Annotated in this window: 26 protein-coding genes; 15 read left to right on the top strand and 11 right to left on the bottom strand. The window is 74.2% G+C overall.

Annotated elements, in window-relative coordinates:
* Positions 1-2 precede the first annotated feature (2 nt).
* From ACF068_RS11705 to ACF068_RS11745, 9 genes are all read left to right on the top strand, one after another.
* A complete protein-coding gene (locus tag ACF068_RS11705) occupies positions 3-716 on the top strand; it encodes a GvpL/GvpF family gas vesicle protein (RefSeq protein ID WP_392274026.1) in 714 nt (237 codons plus the stop codon).
* 13 nt (positions 717-729) lie between these two features.
* Positions 730-981, top strand: coding sequence for a gas vesicle protein GvpG (locus ACF068_RS11710; protein WP_392274027.1), 252 nt, complete (start codon positions 730-732; stop codon positions 979-981).
* A 36-nt stretch (positions 982-1,017) separates the two neighbouring features.
* Positions 1,018-1,704, top strand: a complete 687-nt coding sequence (locus ACF068_RS11715) for a hypothetical protein (protein WP_392274028.1) — start codon at positions 1,018-1,020, stop codon at positions 1,702-1,704.
* Positions 1,701-2,906 carry an SRPBCC family protein gene (locus tag ACF068_RS11720; protein ID WP_392274029.1) on the top strand — a complete coding sequence of 402 codons (1,206 nt, stop codon included), beginning with the start codon at positions 1,701-1,703 and terminating at the stop codon, positions 2,904-2,906. The genes ACF068_RS11715 and ACF068_RS11720 overlap by 4 nt, the downstream gene beginning before the upstream one ends.
* Positions 2,907-2,933: 27 nt before the next feature.
* Positions 2,934-3,380, top strand: coding sequence for a gas vesicle protein GvpJ (gvpJ, locus tag ACF068_RS11725; RefSeq protein ID WP_392274030.1), 447 nt, complete (start codon positions 2,934-2,936; stop codon positions 3,378-3,380).
* Complete coding sequence (locus tag ACF068_RS11730) at positions 3,377-4,270, top strand: GvpL/GvpF family gas vesicle protein (RefSeq protein WP_392274031.1); 894 nt, start codon at positions 3,377-3,379, stop codon at positions 4,268-4,270. Before gvpJ ends, ACF068_RS11730 begins: the two co-directional genes overlap by 4 nt.
* Positions 4,267-4,518, top strand: coding sequence for a gas vesicle protein (locus ACF068_RS11735; RefSeq protein ID WP_392274032.1), 252 nt, complete (start codon positions 4,267-4,269; stop codon positions 4,516-4,518). The genes ACF068_RS11730 and ACF068_RS11735 overlap by 4 nt, the downstream gene beginning before the upstream one ends.
* Positions 4,508-4,909, top strand: coding sequence for a gas vesicle protein K (locus ACF068_RS11740; RefSeq protein WP_392274033.1), 402 nt, complete (start codon positions 4,508-4,510; stop codon positions 4,907-4,909). Before ACF068_RS11735 ends, ACF068_RS11740 begins: the two co-directional genes overlap by 11 nt.
* 129 nt (positions 4,910-5,038) lie before the next feature.
* On the top strand, positions 5,039-5,212 hold the full coding sequence (locus ACF068_RS11745; protein WP_392274371.1) for a CsbD family protein: 174 nt from the start codon (positions 5,039-5,041) through the stop codon (positions 5,210-5,212).
* Positions 5,213-5,221: 9 nt separating this feature from the next.
* On the opposite strand, the gene ACF068_RS11750 is transcribed toward ACF068_RS11745, so the two are convergent.
* The 3 genes from ACF068_RS11750 to ACF068_RS11760 form a co-directional block, all read right to left on the bottom strand.
* Positions 5,222-5,788 (bottom strand): GNAT family N-acetyltransferase, encoded by a 567-nt coding sequence (locus ACF068_RS11750; protein ID WP_392274034.1) that lies wholly within the window; start codon positions 5,786-5,788, stop codon positions 5,222-5,224.
* A gap of 171 nt (positions 5,789-5,959) precedes the next feature.
* Positions 5,960-6,562 (bottom strand): hypothetical protein, encoded by a 603-nt coding sequence (locus ACF068_RS11755; protein ID WP_392274035.1) that lies wholly within the window; start codon positions 6,560-6,562, stop codon positions 5,960-5,962.
* A gap of 170 nt (positions 6,563-6,732) precedes the next feature.
* Positions 6,733-8,190: an MFS transporter gene (locus tag ACF068_RS11760; RefSeq protein WP_392274036.1), complete on the bottom strand. Its 1,458-nt coding sequence runs from the start codon at positions 8,188-8,190 to the stop codon at positions 6,733-6,735.
* Between the two features lie 241 nt (positions 8,191-8,431).
* Between ACF068_RS11760 and ACF068_RS11765 the strand changes: the two genes are divergently transcribed.
* From ACF068_RS11765 to ACF068_RS11780, 4 genes are all read left to right on the top strand, one after another.
* Positions 8,432-9,193: a GntR family transcriptional regulator gene (locus tag ACF068_RS11765; protein WP_392274037.1), complete on the top strand. Its 762-nt coding sequence runs from the start codon at positions 8,432-8,434 to the stop codon at positions 9,191-9,193.
* A 180-nt stretch (positions 9,194-9,373) separates the two neighbouring features.
* On the top strand, positions 9,374-10,471 hold the full coding sequence (locus ACF068_RS11770; protein WP_392274038.1) for an adenosine deaminase: 1,098 nt from the start codon (positions 9,374-9,376) through the stop codon (positions 10,469-10,471).
* 180 nt (positions 10,472-10,651) lie between these two features.
* Complete coding sequence (locus tag ACF068_RS11775) at positions 10,652-11,728, top strand: AI-2E family transporter (protein WP_392274039.1); 1,077 nt, start codon at positions 10,652-10,654, stop codon at positions 11,726-11,728.
* Between the two features lie 200 nt (positions 11,729-11,928).
* On the top strand, positions 11,929-13,302 hold the full coding sequence (locus tag ACF068_RS11780; RefSeq protein WP_392274040.1) for a serine/threonine-protein kinase: 1,374 nt from the start codon (positions 11,929-11,931) through the stop codon (positions 13,300-13,302).
* A 52-nt stretch (positions 13,303-13,354) separates the two neighbouring features.
* On the opposite strand, the gene ACF068_RS11785 is transcribed toward ACF068_RS11780, so the two are convergent.
* The 4 genes from ACF068_RS11785 to ACF068_RS11800 are packed head-to-tail and all read right to left on the bottom strand — an operon-like array spanning position 13,355 to position 18,446.
* Positions 13,355-14,287 carry an LD-carboxypeptidase gene (locus ACF068_RS11785; RefSeq protein WP_392274041.1) on the bottom strand — a complete coding sequence of 311 codons (933 nt, stop codon included), beginning with the start codon at positions 14,285-14,287 and terminating at the stop codon, positions 13,355-13,357.
* Positions 14,284-16,266 (bottom strand): prolyl oligopeptidase family serine peptidase, encoded by a 1,983-nt coding sequence (locus ACF068_RS11790; RefSeq protein WP_392274042.1) that lies wholly within the window; start codon positions 16,264-16,266, stop codon positions 14,284-14,286. The genes ACF068_RS11785 and ACF068_RS11790 overlap by 4 nt, the downstream gene beginning before the upstream one ends.
* A 13-nt stretch (positions 16,267-16,279) precedes the next feature.
* Positions 16,280-17,620 carry a M20/M25/M40 family metallo-hydrolase gene (locus ACF068_RS11795; RefSeq protein ID WP_392274043.1) on the bottom strand — a complete coding sequence of 447 codons (1,341 nt, stop codon included), beginning with the start codon at positions 17,618-17,620 and terminating at the stop codon, positions 16,280-16,282.
* Positions 17,613-18,446, bottom strand: coding sequence for a M55 family metallopeptidase (locus ACF068_RS11800; RefSeq protein WP_392274044.1), 834 nt, complete (start codon positions 18,444-18,446; stop codon positions 17,613-17,615). The genes ACF068_RS11795 and ACF068_RS11800 overlap by 8 nt, the downstream gene beginning before the upstream one ends.
* A gap of 161 nt (positions 18,447-18,607) precedes the next feature.
* Here ACF068_RS11800 and ACF068_RS11805 point away from each other — a divergent pair, with 161 nt between their 5' ends.
* Positions 18,608-19,351 (top strand): 2OG-Fe dioxygenase family protein, encoded by a 744-nt coding sequence (locus ACF068_RS11805; RefSeq protein ID WP_392274045.1) that lies wholly within the window; start codon positions 18,608-18,610, stop codon positions 19,349-19,351.
* Here ACF068_RS11805 and ACF068_RS11810 read toward each other — a convergent pair.
* Positions 19,338-20,471, bottom strand: coding sequence for a glutamate--cysteine ligase (locus ACF068_RS11810; RefSeq protein WP_392274046.1), 1,134 nt, complete (start codon positions 20,469-20,471; stop codon positions 19,338-19,340). The genes ACF068_RS11805 and ACF068_RS11810 overlap by 14 nt on opposite strands.
* Positions 20,472-20,535: 64 nt before the next feature.
* Entirely contained in the window at positions 20,536-21,066 is a 531-nt protein-coding gene (locus tag ACF068_RS11815; protein WP_392274047.1) for a hypothetical protein, read from the bottom strand.
* Positions 21,067-21,263: 197 nt separating this feature from the next.
* Here ACF068_RS11815 and ACF068_RS11820 point away from each other — a divergent pair, with 197 nt between their 5' ends.
* On the top strand, positions 21,264-21,827 hold the full coding sequence (locus tag ACF068_RS11820; RefSeq protein WP_392274048.1) for a hemerythrin domain-containing protein: 564 nt from the start codon (positions 21,264-21,266) through the stop codon (positions 21,825-21,827).
* A gap of 306 nt (positions 21,828-22,133) precedes the next feature.
* Here the strand turns inward: ACF068_RS11820 and ACF068_RS11825 are convergent, their stop codons facing one another.
* Positions 22,134-24,482, bottom strand: a complete 2,349-nt coding sequence (locus tag ACF068_RS11825; protein ID WP_392274049.1) for an MFS transporter — start codon at positions 24,480-24,482, stop codon at positions 22,134-22,136.
* An 818-nt stretch (positions 24,483-25,300) separates the two neighbouring features.
* Complete coding sequence (locus ACF068_RS11830; RefSeq protein WP_392274050.1) at positions 25,301-25,744, bottom strand: SRPBCC family protein; 444 nt, start codon at positions 25,742-25,744, stop codon at positions 25,301-25,303.
* Between the last annotated feature and the right edge of the window lie 78 nt (positions 25,745-25,822).

Here is a 25,822-nt window from a genome sequence, read left to right on the forward strand (position 1 = left end):
TCATGGCGGTCTACGTCTATGCGATCACAGCGGCGAGCCACCCCCTGGGGCTGGACGGGGTCACGGGCGTCGGTGAGCCGGCCGAGGAGCTGCGCGTCGTGACGGAGGGCGACCTCGCCGCCGTCGTCAGTGACGCCCCCGACGGTCTGCGCGCCAAACGCCGCGACGTCCTCGCGCACCAGACCGTCCTCCAGGAACTGCTGGGCCAGGCCGGTGTGCTCCCCCTGCGCTTCGGCGCCCTGGCACCCGACGACGACGCGGTGCGTGACGCCCTGAAGGAACGGGCCGACAACTACCGTGAGCGGCTCGCGGCCCTGGACGGCTGTGCGGAGTTCCACCTGAAGGCGTCCTGCGACGAGGACCTCCTGCTGCGGCAGGTGCTGCGGGAGTCCGAGGAGGCCCGGCGCCTGAACGAGGAGATCCGCAGCGGGCAGGGCGGTCAGGACCTGAAGATCTCCCTCGGCGAGCTGATCGCGACCGAGGTCACGGCCCGGCGCGCGGCCCTGGCGTCCGCCGTCACCGACGCGCTGCTCCCGCTGGCCCGGGAGATCCGGGAGTCGGAGGCCGCCGGCGACGACTTCATCAGCACGTCGTTCCTCGTGGAGCGGGCCCGTGAGAGCGCCTTCCTGGAACGGCAGGCGGACCTCACCGCGGAGTACGGCGAGGACTTCGAATTCCGGCTGCACGGACCGCTCCCGCCGTACAGCTTCGTCTAGGGGGTGCGCGGACATGGGCCTCATCACCCAGTTGATCACCCTGCCCCTCGCCCCCGTCCGGGGTGTCGGGTGGGTCGTGCAGAGAGTCACCGAAGCGGCGGAGGAGGAGTACTACGACGCCCGGCCGGTCGTGCGGGCGCTCGCGGATCTGGAGCAGGAACTGATGTCCGGAGAGATCGACCAGGAGACCTTCGACCGGCGCGAGGACGAGCTACTGGACCGGCTCGAGGAGATCCAGAGCTTCTGGGACGGCCGCCAACCATGACGGCGCAGAAATGACGGGCGAGGAGGACTCCCCACGATGAATCACGCGACGACCGGTGCGGCACTGCTCAGCGGCTATGTGCTGGGCCGGACCAAGAAGGGCAAGCTCGCCATCAGCGTGGCGACCTGGATGCTCAGGAAGAAGATCAATCCCAAGGAGATCGCGTCGGCGGTCACCGGGTCACCGGCCATGGACGCCCTCAGTGAGCGGGTACGCAACGAGCTCCTCACCGCCGGCAAGGAGGCCGCGGCCACGGCCGTCGCCGCCCGCGCGGACAAGCTCGCCGACACCCTGCACTCGCGGACGACCGGGCTCCGGCAGACCCTCCCCGACGTTCCCGGTGCTCCGGGCGGCGAGGACGGGGACGGCGAGGGCGAGGGGGCCGAGGAAGCCGAGGAGAAGCCGTCCCGCAAGGGCCGCAAGGCCAAGAAGCAGCAGGAGGACGAAGGCGCCGAGGACCGGGACGAGGAGACGGACGAAGAGACGGACGAGGACGAGGACACGGCGGAGGACACGGACGGCGACCGGGGCGGCGGGGACGGCGACGAACCGGCCGCGGAGAAGCCGGCCGGCAAGGCGAGGAAGCCCAAGGGCGAGTCCGGCCGGGCAGGCCGCGCGCCCGCCCGCAAGGGAGGCGGAGCGGCCCGCGAGAAGAAGGGCGACACGTCCACGTCACGGCGTGAGGGGCGTGGCACCGGCACGGCGAGGAGGTCCGGGTCATGACCGACACCACCAAGGGCACGGGCGCGGTGGCCGGTGTGGGTGACCGGCTCAAGGACGAGCTGCGCCAGTACGTGGAGGCCCGGGCCGAGCGGGCGGTCAGCACCATCGGCGAACGCCTGGGAGAGGCCACCAAGCAGCTCGGCGAAGGCGGCGGGTCCCTGGGCAACGTCATGGGCACGCTCGCCAAGGGCGGTGAGGCACTCGGGCAGGGCAAGTCGCCAGGCGGCGCCGCCAGGTCGATGGCCATGCACCAGGTGACCGGGGGCATCAAGGACAAGATGAAAGGCCTGGTCGGCAAGATCACCGGTAAGGGAGGCAAGGGCGGCAAGGGTGAGACGCGGGGCAAGAGCGTCGTCATCATCGAGGACGTGGACGTGGGTGTCCCCGTACGCCAGGCGTACGACCAGTGGACGCAGTTCCAGGAGTTCTCCCGCTTCGCCAAGGGTGTGGTGAACGTCGAGAAGTCCGACGAGACGACCTCCTCCTGGCAGACGAAGGTCGCCAAGTCCAACCGGAGCTGGAAGGCGCAGACCGTCGAGCAGCTTCCGGACGAGCGCATCGTCTGGAGCTCCGAGGGCCCCAAGGGCACCACCAAGGGTGTGGTGACCTTTCACCCCCTGGGCGACAACCTCACCAAGGTGCTGCTGGTCCTGGAGTACTTCCCCAAGGGCCTGTTCGAGAAGACCGGCAACATCTGGCGCGCGCAAGGCAGGCGGGCCCGGCTGGACCTGAAGCTCTTCCGGAAGTTCGTCACGATGAAGGGCGAGCCCGCCGAGGGCTGGCGCGGTGAGATCCGCGACGGCGAAGTGGTGCGCGAGCACGACGACGCGGTGAAGGAGGAGGAGGAACAGAAGGCCAAGGAGGACCAGGAGGACCAGGAGGGCCAGGAGAGCGACGAGGACGAGGGCGGGCCCGAGGACGAGGAGGGCTCGGAGGACTCGTACGACGAGGAGGAGGACGTGGAGGAACCCGAGGACGAGGACGAGGAGGACGAGGACCGCGCCCCCGCGAAGGGCGGCCGCGGCAGGCAGGCCGACCGCTACGAGGACGACGACGAGGGCTACGAGCGGGACGCGGACGACGCGGAGGACTGGGACGAGGAGGACGACGAGGCCCGGGACGACGAGGAAGGCTGGGACGACGAGGAGGAAGAAGCCGCCGAGGAGCAACGCCCAAGCCGCCGGGCCGGAACCCGGGGCTGACCGACGCCGAATCGAGGTCGACCCGCCGTGACCGAACCCGTCTCCAGCAACCCCGGCTCGTTCCCGTCCCGGGCGGCGCCCGCGTACGGCCAGGGCTCGTCGGCGAACCTCGCCGACATCCTTGAGCGCGTGCTCGACAAGGGCATCGTCATCGCGGGTGACATCCAGATCAACCTCCTCGACATCGAACTGCTGACCATCAAGCTGCGGCTGCTGGTGGCGTCGGTGGACAAGGCGAAGGAGATGGGCATCGACTGGTGGGAGCACGACCCGTCGTTGTCCTCCCGCGCGGACGACCGGCCCAGCCTCGCCGAGGAGAACCGGCGCCTGCGCGAGGAGGTCGAGACCCTGCGCCGCGACGGTACGCGGGCGCTCGACCGGGCCGAGCCCACCCGCGAGGCGGCCGAGGGCCGGCGCCGTCCCTCGTCCCGCTCCGGCCCCACCCGGCGGCGGCCCCCCGAGGACGACCGATGAGCGGGAGCGTCAGCTACCTGTACGGCGTCGCGGAGACGGCCCCCGCGCTGCACGAGGCGGTGAGCGGCCTCCGGGGCGTCGCCGGGGCGCCGGTGCGCGTGGTGGCCGACGGGGAGGTGGCCGCGTTGGTGAGCAGCGTGCCCGCCGCGGACTTCGAGGAAGGGCCGCTGGCCGCTCACCTGGAGGACCTGGACTGGCTGGAGGCCGTCGCCCGGGCCCACCACGGGGTCGTCGACGCCGTGGCGGCCCGGTCCACCGTGCTGCCGCTGCGGCTGGCCACCATCTACCGGGACGACGAGCGCGTGCGGGCCATGCTCCTGGCGGGCCGGGCCGCGTTCCGCTCCCGCCTCGCGCGGCTGAGCGGGCACGTCGAGTGGGGCGTCAAGGTCTACGCGGAGCCCTCCGCGGCGGCGGAGGCGCGGGCGGACGGAACCCCCGGTGACGCGGGGGCGGCCGCGCCGGAGCTGACCCCGGGGCGGGCCTACCTCCGCGGCCGGAGGCATGAGCGCACGGCCAGGGACGAGGCGCACCGGGCGGCCGCCGAGGCGGCGCTGCGCATCCAGGAGGCGGCCCGCGCCCATTCCGTGGAGCACGTGCGGCACCGGGTCCAGCAGGGCCCGCTGGTACGGGGTACCGGCGAGAACGTCAGCAATGACGCGTTCCTGGTCCCCTCCTCGGGGTCCGAGGCCTTCCTGGCGGCCGTCCGGGAGGCGGAGGCGGCCGGCGGCGCACTGGTGCGGGCCCAGATCACGGGCCCCTGGGCGCCCTACTCGTTCGCCGCCGACGCGGTTCCGGACGCCGCCGACGCGGTCCCGGACCAGGAGGCGGTTCCGGCACCGGGCCAGGAGGGGGCTCCCGCACCGGGCCAGGAGGGGGCGAGGCCGGGATGACGCGTCCAGCACCGCCCCCGGAGCCGGGCTCCGCCGAGCTGCCGCAGCGGCAGGTGGCCCTGATCGACCTGCTGGACCGGCTGCTGACCGGTGGGGTCGTCCTCACGGGCGACGTCGTCCTGTCGATCGCCGACATCGATCTCGTACGGATCTCCCTGCGGGCACTGATCGTGTCCATCAGCGCCGAGAATCCCGCCCCCTGGGGGAACTCCGGCACGGCATCCGCACCCGGTCGTCATGGCGCCTGACCGGGACCGGTACGAGGAGGTCGCCGACGCGGCGGCCCGGGCGTTCCGGCTCCTCCCGGCCGCCCCGGGCGAGCTGCCCCGGCCGGGCGGCTCTCCCGCGTCCCGCCCGGCGCGGCGGATCAACGCCGACCCGGACACCGTGGAGCGGGACCTGATGAAGCTGGTGCTGACGCTGGTGGAACTGCTGCGGCAGCTCATGGAGCGGCAGGCCCTGCACCGGGCCGACGCCGGGGACCTCACCGAGGAGGAGGAAGAGCGGCTCGGCTCCACCCTGATGGTGCTGCACGACCGGATGACCGGGTTGTGCGCGCGGTACGGACTGACCATGGCGGACCTCAACCTGGACCTCGGCCCGCTGGGCACACTGCTCCCGCCCGACGAAGCACCCTGATCGTACAAACCTCCAATATCCCAATTCTTCCCGCTTCGCCCCCTTTCCAGGCGGGTAGAGCTTGTCATGAGGCGGGTTCCGCACCCGGCGCACCGGCCGCTGCGGGCGACCGCCCAGGAGGTGACGCACATGGCCATGAGCAAGAAGGCCAAGAACGTTGCGCGGACCGCCAAGGGCAAGGCGAAGGAAGCCACCGGAAGGGCGTCCGGCAACGAGAGCCTGGAGGCGAAGGGGCGGGCCGAACAGATCAAGGGCGACGCCAAGCAGACGGTGCAGAAGGGCAAGGACACGCTCAAGCACTGACCCGCCGCGTCAGACCGGTCGGGCGATCACCTCTCCGGAGGTGATCGCCCACCGTTCGTGGTCGCGCCAGTCGCCGTCGACGAGGAGGAACGCCGGGGAGTAACCCTCGTGACGGAAGCCGGCGCGGCGCACGAGCGCCAGGGACGCCTCGTTGCCCGGCTGGATGTTGGCCTCCAGCCGGTGCAGGCCGAGCGGGCCGAAGGCGTGGCGGACGACGAGACCGAGGCCCTCGCCCATCAGACCGCGTCCCGCGGCGTGGGCGAAGGCGCCGTAGCCCAGGGTGCCGTTGAGGAAGCCTCCGCGAACGATGTTGTTGATGTTGATGAACCCGGCGATCGCGCCGCCCGCTCCGCGCTCGCAGACCAGGAACGGCTCGGTGGCCGGGCTTTCGATGCGGGGGCGGGCGTAGGCGTCGTACGCCTCGGCGGTCTCGGGAGGGAAGAGCCACGGCCGGTGCAGGTCCCTGCTCTCCCGCGCCCGTGCGGTGAACTCCTCGGCGTCCTCGGGGGTGAAGTGCCGGATGCCGACGCGCGGCCCCTCGGCGAGGTACGGGACGTGGGAATCGTTCGCGCGCATCCGCTCAGGCTAGGGCCTGTCTTTCGGATCAGGCCGGAGCAGGGAGCGGGGTCTGGTGCGTGCGGATGCAAGGCGGAGGAGAGAGCCACTGCGGAGCATTGGCGACCGACGACAACGCGGCAGACGCGCGTGCCAGGGCACGCGAGCCCGGCTAGATCCGGAAGACAGGCCCTAGGTCGTGGGGTTCGGGGCGCCCGGTGGGACGTGGGGGCTCACGGCGCCCTCCTGGGGCACCCGCTCCCCCCGGTCCCGCGCGTTCTCGCGGTCGCGCGTGTCCGGCCGGTCCCGTACGTCCCGCCGGTCCCACGCGTCTTCCCGGTCGCGCGTCTCCTCCCGGTCGCGCGTGTCCTTCGGGCCCCGGGAGTCCTTGGGTCCCGGCGAGCCCTCCGGACCGAGTGCCTCCCTCGGCCCTCCGGATCGTCCGGCGTTCCGGGTGGTCTCGGGGCGGCGGGGGCACTTCTCCCCCTTCTTCATCACGTCCACCGAGAAGGTGCGGCCGCCGAGGTCCGTGCCGGGGGCGGGGTGCTGGGAGCAGACCTTCCAGTTCGACGGCCACAGCACCGTGCGGCCGTACCCGCTGGCGTCGTACACCTCCACCTTGGTGCGGTGGTCCAGCGTGGTGAAGACGGTCATGAGTCCCTTGCCGGTGAAGTCCGGCACGGGCCGGCCGGCGGCCGCGCCGGCCGTGGCGCCCGCCGCCGTGCCGCCCATGGCCGTCAGGGCGAGGACCAGCCCGATCGCCGGTCCCGCCGTCACCGTGGCCACACGCTTCACTTCTGCCTCCTGGGGGTGGAAAACGCCGCCGCCCCCGGCGACCAGGATGGGGGGTTCCTGGCCACCGGGGGCGGTGAGGCGGTCCGTACGGGTGAGGCTCCCCCGTCCGGCGGCACGCTCGGCGTGCTCGGCGTGCTCGGCGGGTCCGCGTGCTCGGCGGGTCCGCGTGCTCAGTGGTGGGCGACGACCGGCTGCGGCTCGTCGGTGGCGACCTCGGCCGGGTCGGGCCGCTGGATGAGCAGGGCCGTCACGACGCCGATGCCGAGCAGCGCGAGCGCGGCGTACATCGCGTGCTGGTAACCGGCCTCGGTGACGCCCCCGGCGTCACTGCCCGCGGTGATCATGGCGGAGGCGAGGGCGATGCCGAGCGAGGCGCCGATGCCGAAGCAGGCTCCGTTGAGGCCGGAGAGGGAGCCCGGCTTGTCCTTGGGGGCAGTGGTGACGGCGAGGCCGTTGAGGCCGGTGAGCATGAAGCCGCCGTAGGTGACGCCGAGCGCCGCGAGGGCGGCGACGAGGATCCACTCGTTGTGCAGGAACAGCGTGGCGAAGACGAAGATCGCGAAGTTGGCGACGGCTCCGGTCACCACGACCGTGCGCCAGCCGACCTTCGGGCCGATGCGGCCGGTGAGGGGCGCGGAGATCACACCGATGAGCTGGATCGGGGTGAGGAAGAGGACCGCGGCGGTGACGGCGCTGAGGCCGAGGCCCACCCGGGCGTCCTGGGAGAACAGCGGGATGGTCAGCGCGATGGCGCCGAAGGCGCCGCCGAGGGTGCAGACCGTGGTGAGCAGCAGCGGCCAGGCGCGGCGGGAGGCGAGGACGTCGAGGTCGATGACCGGGTTGGGGGCGCTCTTCTGCGAGACGACGAAGAAGACGAGGGAGGCGAGGCCGCCGAGCAGGAAGAGCAGCGTCAGGGCGGAGGTCCAGCCCCAGGCGCCGCCCTGGGCCAGGCCGACGAGGACACCGGTGAGGCCGAGGGCGAGGGCGGCGATGCCCCGGGAGTCGAAGCGGGCGCCGGCGTCGGTGGTGGGCGGCACGTCGGGGACGTACCGGCGCACGCCGATGAGGCCGGCCACCGCGATCAGGGTGGAGCACACGAAGATGCCGCGGAAACCGATGGTGTCGGCGATCTGACCGCCCGCGATGGCGTCGACACCGGCGAGGCCGCCGTTGACGGCGGTGATGATGCCGGCCGCCTTGCCGAAGCCGGCCGGCGTGAGGAGCTGGTTCAGGGTGAGGAAGGCGAGGGTGAACATCGCGGCCGAGATGCCCTGGAGGATGCGGCCCGCGATGAAGACCTCGATGCTGGGCGCGAAGACGCACAGCAGGTTGCCCGCGATCAGCACGACGGCGCAGACGAGCATCATCGGCTTGCGGCCCCGCTGGTCGCTGAGGCGGGCGAGGGTGACCTGGCCGATGGCGGCCATCAGGAAGAACAGGGTCTGCGACAGACCGGCGGCGGCGGTGGTCGTGCCCAGGCGCTCGATGACGTCCGGCAGGGCGGGGCTGAGCATGGTCGCGTTGATCTGGTAGCCGAGGACGGCCAGCACCATCGCCAGCAGCATGGGGCCGCGGCCCGCGAGATCGGATCCGGCTCCGGAACGTGTCCGGCCGAGCGAAATGGACATGTCGGCCCCTTTGCCTTGGATGTCATGCCGTGTTCGTGGACAACGGGCCCTTGCTTGTCAGACAAGTGCCGCTGAGACAGATTGGAATCTACGCGCGTAAACGTCAATACCTTCCCGCCAACTTTTCCGTTGCGGCTGGATCTGTGCAGCTCAGCGCGGCTGAATCGAGACCTCGGCACCGTTGCCCGGCCCTCCGAGGTGGGCAACACTTGCCGACAAGTGAGCGGACGGAGGGGCAGTGGTGGTCAGCAGCAGCGCACAGCAGCGGAGACCGGTGGTGGTGCTGTACGAGCGGATCGTGGACGCCATCCACGCCGGCACCTACCCGCCCGGGTCGACCCTCCCCTCCGAGCCCCGGCTCGCCACCGAACTGGGCGTGAGCCGCCCGGCGCTGCGCGAGGCCCTGCTGCTGCTCCAGGAGGACGGCCTGCTGTCGGTGCGCCGGGGCGTCGGCCGGACCGTCGCCGACCGCCCGCCGCGCCGCGGGTTCGAGCACATCCAGCCGCTGGAGGAGCTGATCGGCGCGGGTGTCCCGGTCCGCGTGCGCGCCCTGCTGCGGACGGTCGAGGAGCCGACCGACTTCACCGCCCAGCACCTGCTCGCGGCCTCCCGCGCCCGGCTGCGGTTCTGGGAGTCGCTGCTGGCGGCGGACGGCACGGCGGCGGCGCTCAGTCAGGAGTGGGCCGCCGCGGAGGACGTCCTGGAGGCCGCCCACCCGGCGTTCGCGCGGGCGCTGAACGCGGTCGCGGACCGGCCGGAGGCGGGCCGTACGTCGATGCTCGCTGTCCTGGCCGGGGCCTCGCGCGGAGTGCCGCTGAGCGCACACAGCGGCGTGACCGCCACGCTGGTGGGGCAGCGGCGCGGCGAGCAGCTCGGCCGGCCGGCCGACACCCCGGCCGTGCTGGTCACCCAGGTCGTCCGGGCCGGGGACACCCCCGTCCTGGCGGCCAAGCACATGCTGCCGACGGGCGCCGCGGCCCTGCCGGTCCTCCAGTCCAACTAGGTCGTGTTTCGAAAGTGGCGCCGTCCGCCCGGAGGGCGGGGCCGGGGGCGTCCGGTGCGCGGTGCCGGGCCTGCGTGCGGGAGGCCCGTCCGGCGGGGATCACCGCCGGCAGCGGCCCTCCGGAAGGGCTGTCGTCTGCGTCACGGCGCCGCCCCACGGCGTGGCGTACACTCCCGCAGCATGCACTTGTCTGACAACGTCCCCGCCGACGCTCCCGCCACCGCCGACTGGATCCGCCGCGCCCCGAAGGCGGTCCTCCACGACCACCTGGACGGCGGTCTGCGTCCCGCCACGATCATCGAGCTGGCCCGTGAGTGCGGCTACACCGGACTGCCGACCGAGGAACCGGCCGCCCTCGGTGAGTGGTTCCGCGACGCCGCCGACTCGGGTTCGCTGGAGCGCTACCTGGAGACGTTCGCCCACACCTGTGCGGTGATGCAGACCCGCGAGGCGCTGTTCCGCGTCGCGGCCGAGTGCGCCGAGGACCTGGCGGCGGACGGGGTCGTCTACGCCGAGGTGCGGTACGCCCCGGAGCAGCACCTGGCGGCGGGCCTCACCCTCGACGAGGTCGTCGAGGCCGTCAACGACGGCTTCCGGGAGGGCGAGCGCCGTGCGGGCGGCCGGATCACGGTCGGCACGCTGCTGACGGGCATGCGCCACACGGACCGCTCACTGGAGATAGCCGAGCTGACCGTCGCCCACCGCGAGCGCGGCGTGGCCGGGTTCGACATCGCGGGCGGCGAGATCGGCAACCCGCCCTCCCGTCACCTGCCGGCCTTCCAGCACCTCAAGCGGCACAACTGCCACTTCACCATCCACGCGGGTGAGGCGGTCGGCGCGGAGTCGATCCACGAGGCCGTGCAGGTGTGCGGTGCCGAGCGGATCGGCCACGGCGTGCGGATCACCGATGACATCCAGGTGCACGAGGACGGGACGGCCACGCTCGGCCACCTGGCCGCGTACGTGCGCGACAACCGGATCGCGCTGGAGGTCTGCCCGACCTCCAACCTCCAGACGGGCGCCGCGAAGGACTACGCGACGCACCCGATCGACCAGCTTCGCCGCCTCGGCTTCCGCATCACCCTCAACACCGACAACCGCCTGGTGTCCGGCACGACCATGAGCCGGGAGTTCCAGCACATGGTGGACGCGTTCGGCTACGGCCCCGAGGTCTTCGAGGAGTTCACCGTGGCCGCCGTCGAGGCCGCGTTCCTGCCGCTGCCGGAGCGCCGCCGGATCATCGACGAGGTCATCCGCCCGGGCTACGCGGCGCTCTAGGTCCGGACACTCCCTAGCCGCACGGCGCCCCGGGGCCGCACGGCGCGGTCGGCACCGGGGCGACGACGGGAGGCGTCTCCGCGGCCGCGGAGGCGCCTTTCGTCGTCGCGCCGGTACGGCCCCCGGGCGGGCGAACGTCCGGCCCCGGGCGTGGCGGGGCGGCCGTGCGGTGGTACCTCGATGGGCATGGAGCCCCAGGTGTCCCCGTTCCTCCGCACGGCCGCGGCCCACGCGTGGCGCCTGCTGGTCGTCGGCGCGGCCGTGTACGGCGTCTTCGCCGTACTGGGCCGCTTCCACGAGATCGGGGTCGGGCTCTTCCTGGGCCTGGTGGTCACCGCGATGCTGCGGCCCGTCGCCGATCTCCTGGCCCGCCGGCTGCCCCGCGGGGTCGCCGTGGCGCTCACCCTGCTCGCCGGGATCGCGCTGGTCCTCGGGGTGCTGGCGTTCGTCGGTGAGGCGGTGGCCGGCGAGACGACCACCCTGGTGCGGGAGTTCCGCCAGGGGGTGGACCGCATCGAGGGGTGGCTGGAGAAGCCGCCGTTCCGGCTGCGTCCGGACACGCTGTCCGACCTGCACTCCCGGATCGCCGAGTTCCTCTCCAGCCATCGCTCGGCCCTCCTCAGCAAGGCGGTCAGCGGGGCGAGCGAGGCGGTGCACGTGCTGACCGCCCTGGCGCTCGGCCTGTTCTCCTCGGTGTTCTTCATCCACTCGGGCGACCGTCAGTGGAGCTGGTTCTGCGCCCAGCTCCCGGAACGGCTGCGGCCGCGCTGGACCCTGACGGGCCGTGCGGCGTGGCGTACGTTCACCGGCTACACGCACGGGATCGTGCTGGTCGCCGCGACCAACGCGATCCTGGTCGGGATGGCGCTGTACTTCCTCGGGGTACCGCTCGCCGTGCCGCTGGCACTGCTGGAGTTCGTCGCCGCGTTCGTCCCGCTGGTGGGTTCCCCGGTGGCGCTCGCGGTGGCGGCGGTGGTCGCCCTGGCGGCGAAGGGGCCGCTGACGGCTGCCGTCGTCGTCGCGCTGATCGTGGTCATCGGACAGATCGAGGGGCATCTGCTGCACCCCCTGGTGATGAGCTGGGCGGTCCGTCTGCACCCCCTGGTGGTGGCGGTGTCGGTGATCGCGGGAGCCGTCGCGGCCGGTGTCGTCGGCGCGGTGGTGGCCGTGCCCCTGGTGTCGGTGGCGTGGGCGGTGTTCACCGCGCTGCGGGACGCCCGGCGGGCCCGGCCCGTGGAGGCTCCGGGCACCTCCTGAGCCCGTTCCCGGCCCGCCGCCGGTGGCCGGGATGCGCCGGTACGGCACGTGGCACGGATGTCCGGCCGCTGACGGGGCAGGCGTACACAATCCGTGCGTGCGGCGATCCGGTCGTATCCGTGCCGGGTGGGTGCGCGGATGAACACGCGGACGTGCACAGGCGACGTGGACAGGCGGCGACAGGAATGCGGGGAGTGCTGATGAGGGTCCGCCCGTGGTCGGTTCGACCGGACTTCCGGCTCACGGCCCATGTGGTGGCCGGCCGCTACCGGCTCGACGATCCGCTGGGCCGCGGGGGCGCGGCCGATGTGTACGGAGGCCTGGACCTGCGGCTGCGGCGGCCCGTCGCGGTGAAGGTGTTCCGCCCGGAGGGGGACGCCGAGGCGGAGGACCGCTTCGACGGCGAGGCCCGGCTGCTGGCGCAGCTCCAGCACCCCGGCCTGGTCACCGTGTACGACTGCGGCCGGGACGACGGCCGGCCGTTCCTGGTGATGCAGCTCGTCAAGGGCACCACCCTGCGCCGGCGCATAGCCCGGGGTCCCCTCACGCCCGCCGAGGCCTGCCGGATCGGCTCCGCCCTGGCGTCGGCGCTCGGGCACGTGCACGCGGCGGGAGTGGTCCACCGTGACATCAAGCCGTCGAACATCCTGGTGGACGAGACGGGGGTCCCCTACCTGACCGACTTCGGCATCTCCCGGCTGCTCGACAGCACCGTCCACACCGCCACCGGCGCGCTGATGGGAACCGCCGCGTACATGGCGCCCGAGCAGGTGATGGGCAGGGGCGCGGGGCCGGCCGCCGACGTGTACAGCCTCGGGCTGGTCCTCATCGAGTGCCTGAAGGGCGAACTGGAGTACGGCGGTCCCCCGCTGGAGTCCGCGATAGCCCGCCTCCACCGGGAACCGGTGATACCGCCGGACCTGCCGCCGGAGCTGGTCGAGCTGCTGGTGGCCATGACGGCCGCCGACGAGAACGACCGGCCGGACGCCATGACCTGCTGCCGGGCGCTGGCCGCCCTGGCGCCGGGCGGCGACTCCGGCCCGCCGGTGGCCCGCCCGGCCGACGCCCACGTCCCCCCGCACGACACCCTGTCCTACCAGGCCGGGCACCGGGCCGAGCACGTCGGCCCCGCGGACACCGGAACGCCGGCCGAGGGGCCCGCGGCGCCCGGACGCGCCCCCCGTCGCACCGGCCGGGCCCTGCTCACGGCGGGCACGGCGCTGGCCGCGCTCGGCGTCGCGCTGACCGGTTCCACCGTGCCCCCGGGCGACGGGCAGAACGTGGCCTCCCGTCCCCCGCACCCGGCCCCGACGGACCGCGCCCCCGCAGCCCCCGCGGCCCCGGCCGCTTCCGCCCCTCCGGCGAGCCCGGCCTCCGCCACCGCGCCGCCCGCCGGCGCCCGCGGGAGCGCGGTGAGGGTGAACCCGGTCGCCGAACGCGCCGAGGCGCACAACCCGGCTCCCTCCCCGGAGGCGCCGGCCGCCTCGCGGGGCCGGTCCGGCCAGGAGCCGGGCCACGGCAAGGCGAAGGGCCGTCCGGCGCACGCGAAGCCGAAGAAGAACCACCACCGCTGACCTGACGGGCTCCGTGCCCCGCCCGACCGCGCCGCCCGGAGCCGGGGTCCGGTCAGCGCAGGGCGGGTGCGTCCAGGGTGAGGGTGCGGGCGTCGGCGTCCAGCGTGGCGGGCAGGCCGAGCGGGACGGTCAGGTTGGTGGGGCCGTGCCCGAAACCGAGCTGTTCGACCACCGGTATGCCCAGCGGGGCCAGGCGGTCCAGCAGGGTGGCGCGGACCTCGGCGTAGGGGCCGCACTCCTCCCAGGAGCCGAGGGCGATGCCCGCGACGCCGTCGAGGTGACCGGCACGGAGGAGGTGGGTGAGGATGCGGTCCAGCCGGTACGGCTCCTCACCGACGTCCTCCAGCAGGAGCAGGCCCCCGCGCGCGGAGGGGCGGGCGTACGGCGTGGCGAGCTCGGCGGCGAGCAGGGCCAGGCAGCCGCCGAAGGTGACCCCCCGCGCCCGGCCGGGGACCATGGTGCGGGCGTCCGGGAGGCCGAGGGTGAGCACCGTCTCGGGTTCGAGGAGGGTGGCCCGCAACGACTCCTGGGTGGCGGCGTCCTGGAGGAAGGTGACCGCCCCGGCCATCGGGCCGTGCAGCGTGGCCAGGCCCACCCGTACGGCGAACGCCTCGTGGAGCGCCGTCACGTCGCTGTAGCCGACGAACACCTTGGGCCCGGCGTCCCGTATGGCCGTCCAGTCGAGCAGATCGGCCATCCGCTGCACCCCGTACCCACCGCGGGCGCAGACCACCGCGGCGACGGACGGGTCGCACCACGCCTCCGTGAAGTCGCGGGCGCGGTCCTCGTCCCTCCCGGCCAGGTACGGCAGTTCCGGGTGGACGTCCAGGACGTGCGGCATGGCCACGGGGTCGAGGCCCCAGCCGCGCAGGACGTCCAGGCCGGCCTTCAGGCGATCCTCGGGAACGGGGCCGCTGGGGGCGACGACGGCGACCCGGTCGCCCGGCCGCAGACGCCGGGGCCGGGTCAGCGGGGTCACTGTCATTTCCTCAGCTCCAGTGGGGGGACGTCGTCCCGGGTGATGCCGAAGACCCGCACGTAAAGGCCCAGTTCGGCTTCCAGGGCCCGCACCAGGGTGTCCGCCCGCCGGAAGCCGTGACCCTCGCCCTCGAAGGCGAGGTACGCGTGCGGGACGCCGCGGCCCGCCATCGCCGCGAGGAACCGCTCGCACTGGGCGGGCGGGCAGATCACGTCGTCGAGTCCTTGCAGCAGCAGGAAAGGGGAGGTGATCCGGTCGACCTGGGCGAGCGGGGCGCGGTCCCGGTAGCGGCCGGGGACGTCCGCGAGCGGTCCGATGAGGGACTCCAGGTAGCGGGACTCGAAGTCGTGCGTCTCCTCGGGCCACGCGGTCAGGTCCAGGACCGGGTAGAGGAGGGTGCCGCAGGCGTACACGTCGGTGGCGGCGAGCGACGCTGCGGCGGTCCAGCCGCCCGCGCTGTCGCCGCGGATCGCCAGGCGGTCCGGGTCGGCGGTGCCCTCGGCGGCAAGCGCCTCCGCGACGGCGGCGCAGTCCTCGACGTCCACGACGCCCCACTGCTCCCGCAGCCGGTCGCGGTAGTGCCGGCCGTAGCCGGTGGAGCCGCCGTAGTTGACCTCGGCGACGCCGATGCCGCGCGAGGTGAAGTAGGCGATCGCCAGGTCCAGGACCAGGGGGGCGTGCCCGGTGGGTCCGCCGTGCGCCCACACCACGTAGGGCGGCAGTTCGTCGTCGGGGGCGATCCGGTCGGGGTTGTGCGGCGGGTAGACGTGGGCGTGGATCTCCCGGTTGTCGGGGCCGGTGAAGGTGCGGATGTGCGGCTCCGGGTAGTACGCCGGGTCCACCTGGTCGTCGTGGGCGGCGCCGACGACCCGGGTGCGTCCGGTGCTGGTGTCCAGCTCCACGACCTCGTAGCCGCTGCGGGGGCTGGCCGCCACCCCGATGACGCGCGTTCCGTGGCCGGCGAGGGTGGGAGCCCATTCGGTCCAGGGGCCGGGGGCGTCGACCACCTCGCCGGTCTCCGGGTCGAGTATGCCGAGGCTGGTGGTGCCCTTGCCGTGGATGACGGCGATGGTCCCGTCGTCCAGCGGCTGGAACCACTTCAGTCCGATCTTCCACAGCGGCCCGCCGAACTCCTCGGACCGCCCGGTGCACAGGGGGGCGGTCACGCCGTCCGGCCCCGTCCGCCGCAGCTCCCACCAGCCGCCCGCGTCGGAGACGTACAGCAGGGAGCCGTCCAGCGCCCAGTCGGCCTGGCAGACCGACTCCTCGGTGCCGCCGGCGACGGCGCGGACACCGGTGAACGGTCCGTCGTCCGTGACGTCGCCGGTCATCACGACCGTGCCGTCCCACGGCATCCGGGGGTGGTCCCAGGCGAGCCACACGGCCCGCCGGCCGTCCGGCGAGAGCCGGGGGCCGGTGACGAACCGGTGCCGGTCGTCGGTCAGCTCCCGCACCGCCCGCCGGTCCCCGGCCGCCGACCCGTCGAGGGGCACGGCGGCGACGACCCGGCGCACGTCGCCCGGGCCGGGGCCGGTGAACTCCTCCAGGACGCACCACACCTCGTCCCGGTCCGGGTGGATCACGGGGTCCACCCAGCGCAGCCCGCCGCCCACGCCCGACACCGGGGTGAGCGGCACCGGGTCACCCGCGCGGTCCGGCTCGTAGGCGTACAGCCGCTGGTCGGGGAAGTGGCTGAAGACGACGAGCGGCCCGCCGCCCCGCTCGCGCACCGCGCCCGCCCACGGCTGCCCGCCGTACTCGACGACCCTGCTGCGGACGTTCCACGGGGTGGGCAGCACCTGGTCCTCGGTGCCGTCGGGGCGACGGCGCACCAGGGCGCGTCTGCCTCCCTCGGCGGGGCGTGGCTCGGTCCACCAGACCTCGTCGCCGACCACACCGACGTACTCCGGGCGTCCACCGTGCGCGGCGGCGAGACGCGCGCCGATCGGTGACGGCCAGGTTCCGTATGCCCCCGTGGGTACCATCGCGGATTCCCCCCTACGCGGTCTGAAGGTAGTGGTCGAGGACGCGGATGCCGAAGTGCAGCGCCTCGACCGGGACGCGCTCGTCGACGCCGTGGAACAGCGCCTGGTAGTCGAAGCCGATGGGCAGCCGCAGTGGCGAGAAGCCGTAGCCGGTGATGCCGAGCCGGGCGAAGTGCTTGGCGTCGGTGCCGCCGGACATGCAGAACGGCACGACGTGGGCGTCCGGTTCGAAGTGCTCCAGCGCGGCCCGGAGTTTGGCGTACGTCGGTGAGTCGACGGGTGCCTGGAGGGCGATCTCCTGGTGCGCGAACTCCCAGTCGACGTCCGGCCCGGTGAGCATGTCCATGGTTTCGGCGAACTCCAGGTCCGAGCCCGGCAGCACCCGTCCGTCGATGTGGGCGGTGGCGACGCCGGGGATCACGTTGACCTTGTAACCGGCGTGCAGCATGGTCGGGTTGGAGCTGTTGCGGACCGTCGGCTCGACGAGCGCGGCGGCGCGGCCGAGCTTCGACAGCAGGACGTCGGCGTCGAAGTCGTCCGCGTCCAGGTCGGGCTGGAGGCCGTGCAGCGCGGCCAGTTCGGTGAGCGCGGCGCGCACCGTCGGCGTCAGGCGCACCGGCCATTCGTGCGCGCCGATGCGGGAGACGGCGTGGGCCAGCCGGCTCACCGCGTTCTCCCGGTTGACCTTGGAGCCGTGGCCCGCGCGGCCCTCGGCGGTCAGCTTGAGCCAGGCCGTGCCACGTTCACCGGCGCCGATCGGGTAGATCTCCAGGTCGGGTCCGGCGTGGAAGGTGTAGGCGCCGGACTCGCCGATCCCTTCCGTGCAGCCCTCGAAGAGGTCCCGGTGGCGGCGCACCAGGAAAGCGGCGCCGTCGGCGGCGCTGGCCTCCTCGTCGGCGGTGTAGGCGATGACGATGTCGCGCCGCGGCCGGATCCCGTGGCGGGCCCACTCGCGGACGACGGCCAGGACCATCGCGTCCATGTTCTTCATGTCGACGGCGCCCCGGCCCCACACCAGCCCGTCGCGCACCTCCCCGGAGAAGGGGTGGACATCCCAGTCGGCGGGGTCGGCCGGCACCACGTCGAGGTGGCCGTGCACCAGCAGGGCGTCGGCCGAGGGGTCGGTGCCCTCGATACGGGCGACCACGTTGGTGCGGCCCGGGGTGCGCTCCAGCATCGCCGGTTCCAGCCCGGCCTCGGCGAGCCGCTCGGCCACGTACTCGGCGGCGGGGCGCTCCCGGCAGTCACCGCTGCCGTGGTTGGTGGTGTCGATGCGGATGAGCTCGGAGGTGAAAGTGACCACCTCGTCGAGCGCCTGCGAGTCCGTGTCGAACGGTGCCGTCACGTCAGCCATACTGCTCCTCCACTGCGGCCGAGACGATCGTGGTGACCGCCTTGAAGGCGCGGATGGCTTCGTACATCGTCTCGCTGGTGTACGCGACGCGCCGTTCCCCGCTGGGCGCCACGCCGGGGACGACGGTGGCGGCCGCCGCGAGGTGCTCCGCGTCGAACTCCAGCTCCACGGTGAACGGTCCGCCCCGCACCGGTTCGTACCGTACGGCGAGAGCGGTCGCGTCCTTGGCTGCGGCGCGGATGTCGGCGGCCGTCCGGGTGGGGGTGCGGCACACGGCCGCGTACCGCGACACATGGTCCTTGACGGCGACCTTGCGGGCCTCGGGGGCGTACCCGAGGGCGTCCTCGCAGGTCAGGTCGTCGCCGGTGACGAGGATGACGGGCACGCCGTGCTCGGCGACGACATGGGCGTTGAGCATGCCCTCGCTCGCCCGGACCCCGTTGAGCCACACGCCGGTGATGGAGTTGGCGAGGTAGGTGTGGGCGAGGACCCCTTCGCTGCCCGCGCCCGTGTGATACCCGACGAACGCGATGCCGTCCACGTCCCCGTGCTGGACGCCCTCGACCATGGAGAGGGACTTGTGTCTGCCGGTGAGCATCTCGACGCGCTCGTCGAGTTGCTCCAGCAGCAGGTTGCGCATGGTCCAGTGCGCCTCGTTGACGAGGACCTCGTCGGCGCCGCCGTCGAAGAAACCCAGCACGGCCGCGTTCACGTCGGAGGTGAACATGGACCGGCACCGCTCCCACTGGGGCGTGCCGGGCAGCACGTCGGCCGGCCAGGTCACACCGGTGGCGCCTTCCATGTCGGCGCTGACAAGGATCTTCATGCCTCGAAACCGTACGCGGTCCCGCCCCGCCTGCCCAGGCCTGTGGATAACGGTCGGCCGGGGGGCGGGCGGGCGGCCCCGGAACATGCCCCGGCGTGCGCCGGTCATGCGCCTGCCATGCGCCGGATGCGGAGCGCGGGCCGCCGCCGGACCATGGACCCATGGAAGACCTGGCCGATGACAGGACCGCGGCGCACGCCACCCCGGTCGCCGCCGCCCACCGTGCCCTCACCTCCGAGGGCGTCCACCTGATGTCCCCGGCGGCCCTCTCGGAGTGCCTCGGCACGGACGAGCACGACTGGGCCGCCTTCGCCGCCCATTGGGAGGACCTCGTACCCGACGCGTACGCGGCCGAACGGGGCACGCGCCGGCTGCGCCGCTACGGGCACTTCTCGCTGTCGCGCACCGGGGAACTGACGCCCCGGCCGCACGACACGTTCGTGCAGCCCGAGGACTCCAATCCGCTGTACGTGGACGTGGACCGGCACTTCGAGCCCCTGACGGACACCTTCGTGGCCGACCCGCTCCTGACGCCGCTGCTGCGGATGCTGGGCGACGTGGCGGCCTGCCTGGACGGCACGGACGAGTGGAGCGTCAAGGTCCACCCGTTCCGGGTGATCGCCACGGCCGGCGGTCAGGGCGCGCCCACCCCGGAGGGCCGGCACCGCGACGGCGTCACCCTGGTGACCTCGCTGCTGATCGGCAGGGAGAACGCCACCGGCGGCGAGAGCACCGTGTACGACGCGGACGGCCGGGAGTTGCTGACCACCACGCTCGACGCGCGCGGGACGCTGCTCCTGGGCGACGACCGCTCCACCCTGCACGGCGTGTCGCCCATCCGGCCGCTCGACGCCGGCGGGCCCGCCCGCCGGGACGTGCTGGTGACCACGCTCACGGCCCGCTGACCCGGCCGGTGGCGCGTACCAGCGCGTCGACCACCCCGGCCGGGCCGGCTCCGTCGCGGGCCCAGGCGCGCTGCCGCTCGGCGCCGGTGCCCCGGGCCGCCAGGCGCCGCAGGAACGCCGACACCTCGCCCATGTCCCCGTACGCCTCCAGCACCGGCCGGACGTGCCGCACCAGGCGCTCGGCCTGCTCCGGCACGGGCAGGACCCGCCCGCTGAGCGCGTCCACGCCGCTGCCGGGCCAGCCGTCCCGGGCGGCGCGCCAGTAGGCGGCGCGCAGCACTTCGGCGTCCGGGCGGGGTCCGGGGTCGCCCCGGACGACCCGGTCCGCACTGGTCACGACGAGCGCCCTGACCAGTGCCGTCAGGGCCACCGTGTCGTCGACGTCCGCCAGGACGTCCATGGAGCGGACCTCCAGCGTCGGCAGGCGCGGGTTGGGCCGCAGGTCCCAGAAGGGCATGCCGGGCTCCAGCATCGCCTCCGACTCGGCCATGGCGACGGCCACCCGCTCGTGGTGGTCGAGGGACTCGGCGTACGGCGGCGGGCCCAGGCAGGGGAAGCGTGACCGGATGATGGACCGCCAGCTTGCGTAACCCGTGTCGTACCCCTCGTGGAACGGCGAGTTCGCGCTGAGCGCCACCAGGAGCGGCAGCCAGGGCCGCAGGTGGTTGCCCGCCATGACGGCGAGCTCGCGGTCGGGCAGGTGCACATGGACGTGGAGGGCGCTGATGGAGAAGTCGTCGAGCATGGCCCGGTACTGGTCGGCCCCGGCCCGGTAGCGCGGGTGGTCGCCGATCTCGGTGCGGGAGGAGGCGTCCCGGGGGGCGCCCAGGACGGGTGTGCCGGACGCGCACAGGTGGAGGCCCTCCGCCCGGGCGGCGGCGACGGCTGCCGCCCGAACCCGGTGGAGCTCCCGGCGGAGGTCCTCGGTGCCGGGGCAGGGCGGGGTCTTCCCCTCGATCTGGTACTCGGTGAACTCGCCGCACACGAGGTCCCCGACCATGGCGCGGGCCCTGGCCACCACCTGGGTGCCGGCGGGTTCCACGCCGCGGGTCTCCGGGTGGACGAGGAAGTACTCCTCCTCGACGCCGACCGTGGGCGCGCTGTTCTCCCAACCGTTCACCGCTACAGCATCACGCCCCCGGCGGGCCGTGTCTCGGGGAACGGCGGTGCGAGGGTGCCCGGGCTCAGGCGGTCAGCGGTGCCGGTCCGGCGGCGAGCCGGTCGAGGAGCAGGTCGCGGTGGAGCTCCGCCACGGGCGCGAGCAGGTCCGGGTGGCGCAGCAGCGCGGCGGCCCGGCGGTCGCGCTCGTCCGGGTCCACCAGGCGCCGGAAGTCGACGGGGGCGCCCGCGGTGTGCGCGGATCCGGTGAGGGCCTCCGCGGCGGTGGCGGCCAGCTCGGGCGCGCCGAGCAGGGCGGCGGCCCAGCTCGCGACGACCTCGTCGACCCAGGTCCGCCACGCCTCACCGTCCTCGTCCCCGGCCGCGTCGGCCCCGGTCACCCCGTCGAGCCGGGCGGCCCCGCCCGGTCCGGCGACGGCGACGAGCGCCGCGTCCATCGCGGTCGGGTAGCGCAGCCACGCGGCGACCGTGACGGCCTGCCGCGCCTGGGCCTCGGCCAGGGCGTGGTCGAGTGCGCCGCCGCCCGCCGGATAGGCGCGGGTCAGCCACCGCGCGGTCGCCGCTATGAGCGGGGAGAGCGAGAAGTCTGCGGGCACGGCTGGTCCATTCCGGATGTACGGGTGCGAGCGGACGGAAAACGTACCCCTGGAGCCCGAGGACCGAAATGACGCAGCTCACGCACGGCCGCACATGGGGCCGGGCCCGACACGCTGGGCGGACGGCAATACGCCCGGCACCGGCGCGGCGGCGTTTCATGGGGGATCCGTACAGCACGCGCGTGAGGAGCGACGGCATGGCACACGGTGGAGACGTCGTCACCGAACTGAGCAACGACCACCAGGAGGTGGAGGAGCTCTTCACCACCATCGAGGAGCTGCCGCCCGGCGACGGCCGGCGCAAGCAGTACGCCGACCAGGTCACCATCGAGCTGGTCCGGCACGCGGTCGCGGAGGAGACCTACCTGTACCCGGCGGTGCGCGAGCACGTGCCGGGCGGTGACGCGCTCGCCGACAAGGAGCTGGGCGATCACGCGGCCGCCGAGCGCGTCATGAAGGACCTGGAGGGCTGCGAGGCGGCGGACCCGCGGTTCGACGTGCTGGTCGACCGGCTCATGGCGGAGATCCGGTCGCACATCACCGACGAGGAGAACAACCTCTTCCCGCGTCTGAGGGAAGCGTGCTCCGCCGAGGTGCTGGCGGAGCTGGGCGACAAGGTGCGGCAGGCCAAGCGGACGGCGCCGACCCGCCCCCACCCCTCGGCCCCGGACCGGCCCCCGGCCGACAAGCTGCTCGCCCCGGGCGTCGGCATGATCGACCGCCTGCGCGACGCGATGACGGGCCGCGGCAAGGACGCCTGACGGGAGCGGCGGCCCGGCCCACGGAGGGGAGGCCCTCCGCCGTCACCCCGGCCGGCCGGCGACCCGCCAGGGCGGAGGGCAGGTCGATACGCGTGCCGTCCGGCGCCTGCTCGGTGGCGGGCAGCGGCATCCTGCCGGAGGCGAGCACGTCGGGGCCCGCCGTACGGAAGTGCTCCGGCAGCTCGGCGCCGGCGACCGGGGCCGGGGCGATGCCGTGGCGGAGGACCGGCAGGACCTTGGGCGGCGGGCCGCCGGGGCCGCTCCCGTGCGCCGTTGCGCGCCGGGCATCCACCGGACCGACCGCCGTCAGTCCTCGTGGCCCAGACGGAGATCCCGCTCGGTGCGTCCGCCCCCCGCGACCTGGAAGACGGTGGCCACCGGCGCGTACCCGGCGGCGATGACGGTGTACTCGCCGGACGCGAGGTCCACGAAGCGGAACGTGCCGTCGGGGCCGGTGGTGAGCGTGTCGACGACCGTGCCGGCGGCGTCGAGCAGGGTCACGCGCGCGTCCTCCACGGGCCGTCCGCCGGGCGCCCGCACCGTCCCGCGCAGCACCGCTGTCCCGGCCAGCTCGATGTCCCGCCGGGTCTCACGGGCCGCCTGGACGCTCACGGGCAGGGCGGCGGGCCGGAAGCCCGGGGCGCTCGCGGCCAGGGTGCACTCCCCCGCGACCGGCGCGGTGAGGAGGTACCCCCCGTCGGGGCCCGTGCGGGTGCTCGCGACGACTTCTCCGCAGGCGTCGGTGAGGGTGACCGACGCCTCGCGCACGGGCGTGCCGTCGGCGGTGCGCACGGTCCCGGCCAGCCGGCCCGCGCAGCCGAGGACGACGTCGAGCTCGACGGGCCCTTCGCCGACGGTGACGGGTACGGCCCGGGGCTGGTGCCCGCCGGCCGCCGCGATCAGCACGTACGACCCGGTACCGGGCACGCCGAGCGCGTACCGCCCGTCGTCGCCGCTCGCCGCGCGTCCGATCTGCCGCCCCTGGTCGTCGACGAGGGTGAGGGCGGCGCGCGGCACGCACGCCCCGTCGTGCTGCCGGACGGTCCCCCCGACCGGTACGTCGCCCCGCCGGCCCGGCTCGGTGCGGGGCGGGGGCACGGCGGCCGTGGTGGCGGCGCCGGCCGTCAGCGGCTTCTCCCTGAGGAAGAAGGCGATGACCAGGCCGAGCCCGAGGACCGGCACCAGATGGAGGAAGGTCCGGGGCATCGCCTGGGAGCACGCCTCCAGGTACGCGTCCCGGAGGGTGGCCGGCAGGGCGTGCAGGGTGTGGGCCGTGTCCGCCCAAGGGCCCGGCAGGCCGGAACCGGCGGGGGGCCGGCCGGTGAGGGCCCGGTCGAGGCGGTGGGTGAACAGGGCGCCGAGGGCGGCGGTGCCGAGACAGGTGCCGACCAGCCGGAGGTGGAAGTGGGCGCCGGTGGCGGTGCCCAGGGCGGCGGGCTGCGCGGCGTTCTGGACGGCGAGGACGAGGGCGGGCAGGACGAGTCCGATGCCCACACCGAGGACGGCCTGCCAGACGCCGTGGGTGAGGCGCGGTGTGTCGGGTCCGAGGCGGGACAGCAGCCACATGCCCACCACCGACACGGCGCCGCCGAGCACCGGGTGGACCGTGTGGCGGCCGGTGCGGGTCATGAGGTGTCCGGAGACGAGGGAGGCGACGGCGATGCCGCCCGCCAGCGGCAGCACCAGCAGCGCGGCCCCGGCCGCGTCCGTACCGGCGGTCAGCCGGAAGTAGGCGGGCAGGCAGCCGGCGACGACGTGGAGGGCGACGCCGGTGGTCACGCCCACGAGGCCGCTGACGGCGAAGGCGGGGTCGCGGAACAGCGCGAGCGGGAGGATCGGCTCGGGCGCGTAGTTCTCCACCACGACGAACAGCAGGGCGGCGCCGGCCGCCCCGCAGGCGAGGCCCAGGACGACGCGCGAGTTCCAGGCGTGCTCGGTGCCGCCCCAGTCGGCCAGCAGCACCAGGAAGGTGGTGGCGGCCGCCACCAGGACCGCACCCAGGACGTCCAGGCGCCCCCGGGCCGCGGGGGCGAGCGGGGTGAGGGCGGCGCCGACCAGGAGCAGGGCCAGCAGCCCGGGAGGCACGGTGAGCCAGAAGCACCAGCGCCAGGAGAGGTGGGCGGTGACGAGTCCGCCGAGCAGCGGGCCCGCCAGGGTGGCGAGGCCGAACACGGCGCCGAGCACCCCCATGAAGCGCCCGCGCCGGGTGGCGGGGACCAGGGCGGCCGTGATCGCCGGGGCGCCCGCCAGCAGGCCGCCGGCACCGGCGCCCTGGAGCGCGCGGAAGGCGATGAGCTGGTCCATGCCGCGCGACCAGCCGGACAACGCCGAGCCGGCGAGGAAGACGACCAGGGCGAGCAGGAAGAGCCCCTTGCGGCCGCGGAGGTCGCCGAGCCTGCCGTGCAGGGGCAGGGTCACGGCGGCGGCCAGGAGGTAGGCGGTCGCCACCCAGGGGGCCCGGCCCTCGCCCTGGAGGTCGCGGGTGACGGAGGGGAGGGCCATGGCGGTGACGAACTGTTCCAGCACGGCGAGCAGCAGTGCCAGGACGAGCCCGCAGAAGACGACGCGCACGCGCGCGGGGCTGTGGCCGGCGTCCGTCGGAGCGCCACCGCCCGGGGCTCCGGACTCGCCGACCTGCTCCGCTCCCCGTGCCATGTCCGGCCCCGGATCCTTGGGGACGCTGTCCCCGGGAGAGGCCTCGGGCACCCGGCGCGCGGCGACCCGTGCGCCGGGCAGGGACGTGGCGGCGGCGCCTTCCCAGGTGACGGTGTCGGGCCCCCACCCCCCGTCCGTCCCGGGGACCGCTCCCCGGCCCGGCCCGGGAGCGCCCTCCTGGTGGAGCCCCGCGCCACCGCCGGGTTCCCCATCGCCCGGTCCCGCACCATCGGGCCCTACGCCGCCCGGCCCCAGGGAAACCGGCCCCATGACGCCCGGCCGGGCAGCCGTACGGCCCGTGGCGCCGGACGCGGAGACGCCGTGCGCCGGAACACCGGGACCGGACGCGGCGACGTCGTACGCCGGGACACCGGAACCGGACGCCTCTCCCCCGGCCGCTCCGCTCCCGAACCCCTCACCGCCCGAGGCGGGCCGGCCGGCCCGTCCGGGGCTCACCGGCCCCGGGCCGGCGGCGGGGTCCGGGGGCGGGCCGGCCGCCGCGTTCCGCCAGGTGGCCGGGCCGGACCGGCCGCGGGCGGGTGGTGTGGTGTAGCCGTCGTTCGCCAGCGTGTTCCCACCCACGAACCTGCTCCCCTCGGTCGCGCCAACGCGGGGCGCCATTCTTCGCATTGCGCGCCGAGGGGGAGCAAGCGGGGCAATGCGAGGTCACGAGGGTGGGCGCCCGTTGCGCGCCGGGGCGCCCCGGCGCTCACCAGCGGCTTTTCCGTGGCCTACGGTGCGCCGGGCCGCCCTCACGCGCCGGGGAGCCGACGGGAAGACCACCCGAACCAGTGACCATGGCCGGGCGGCCGCGGGTCCTACTTCTCGACCTCGGCGGCGAGGTTGGCGAGCATCTGGTCGTAGATGCGGCCGAGCCCCTTGGGCGCGAAGGTCTTCTCGAAGAACCCGCCGATGCCGCCCGCCCCGTTCCACACGGTGGTGACGACGGCCTTGGAGCGGCCCTCACCGGCCGGGGTGACCGTCCAGGTGGTGACCATGGACGAGTTGCGGTCCTTCTCGACGAGCCGGCCGTCGGTCGGCTCGGTGACCTCCAGCAGGCAGTCGCGGATGCGCTTGCTGGTGGCCTGGAGCTTCCAGTGGACGAGGGTGCCCTCGCCGTCGCCGCCCTCCCGGACCTCGTACTCGCTGAAGTGCTCGGGCAGCAGCTTCTCGCGGGTCTCCTTGTAATCGGCCAGCGCGTCGAACACCGTCTCCGCGTCCGCCGCGATGACCCGCTCCGTCGTGGCCTCGACCTGCGCCATGCCATGTCCTCCAGCACTCGTTCCTAAGGGGGCACCAGCCAACCACTTGCGCCGTGACCGCCCAAATCCGCGGGAGTG

Source organism: Streptomyces sp. NPDC016309, from assembly GCF_043077235.1.
Lineage (GTDB): Bacteria > Actinomycetota > Actinomycetes > Streptomycetales > Streptomycetaceae > Streptomyces.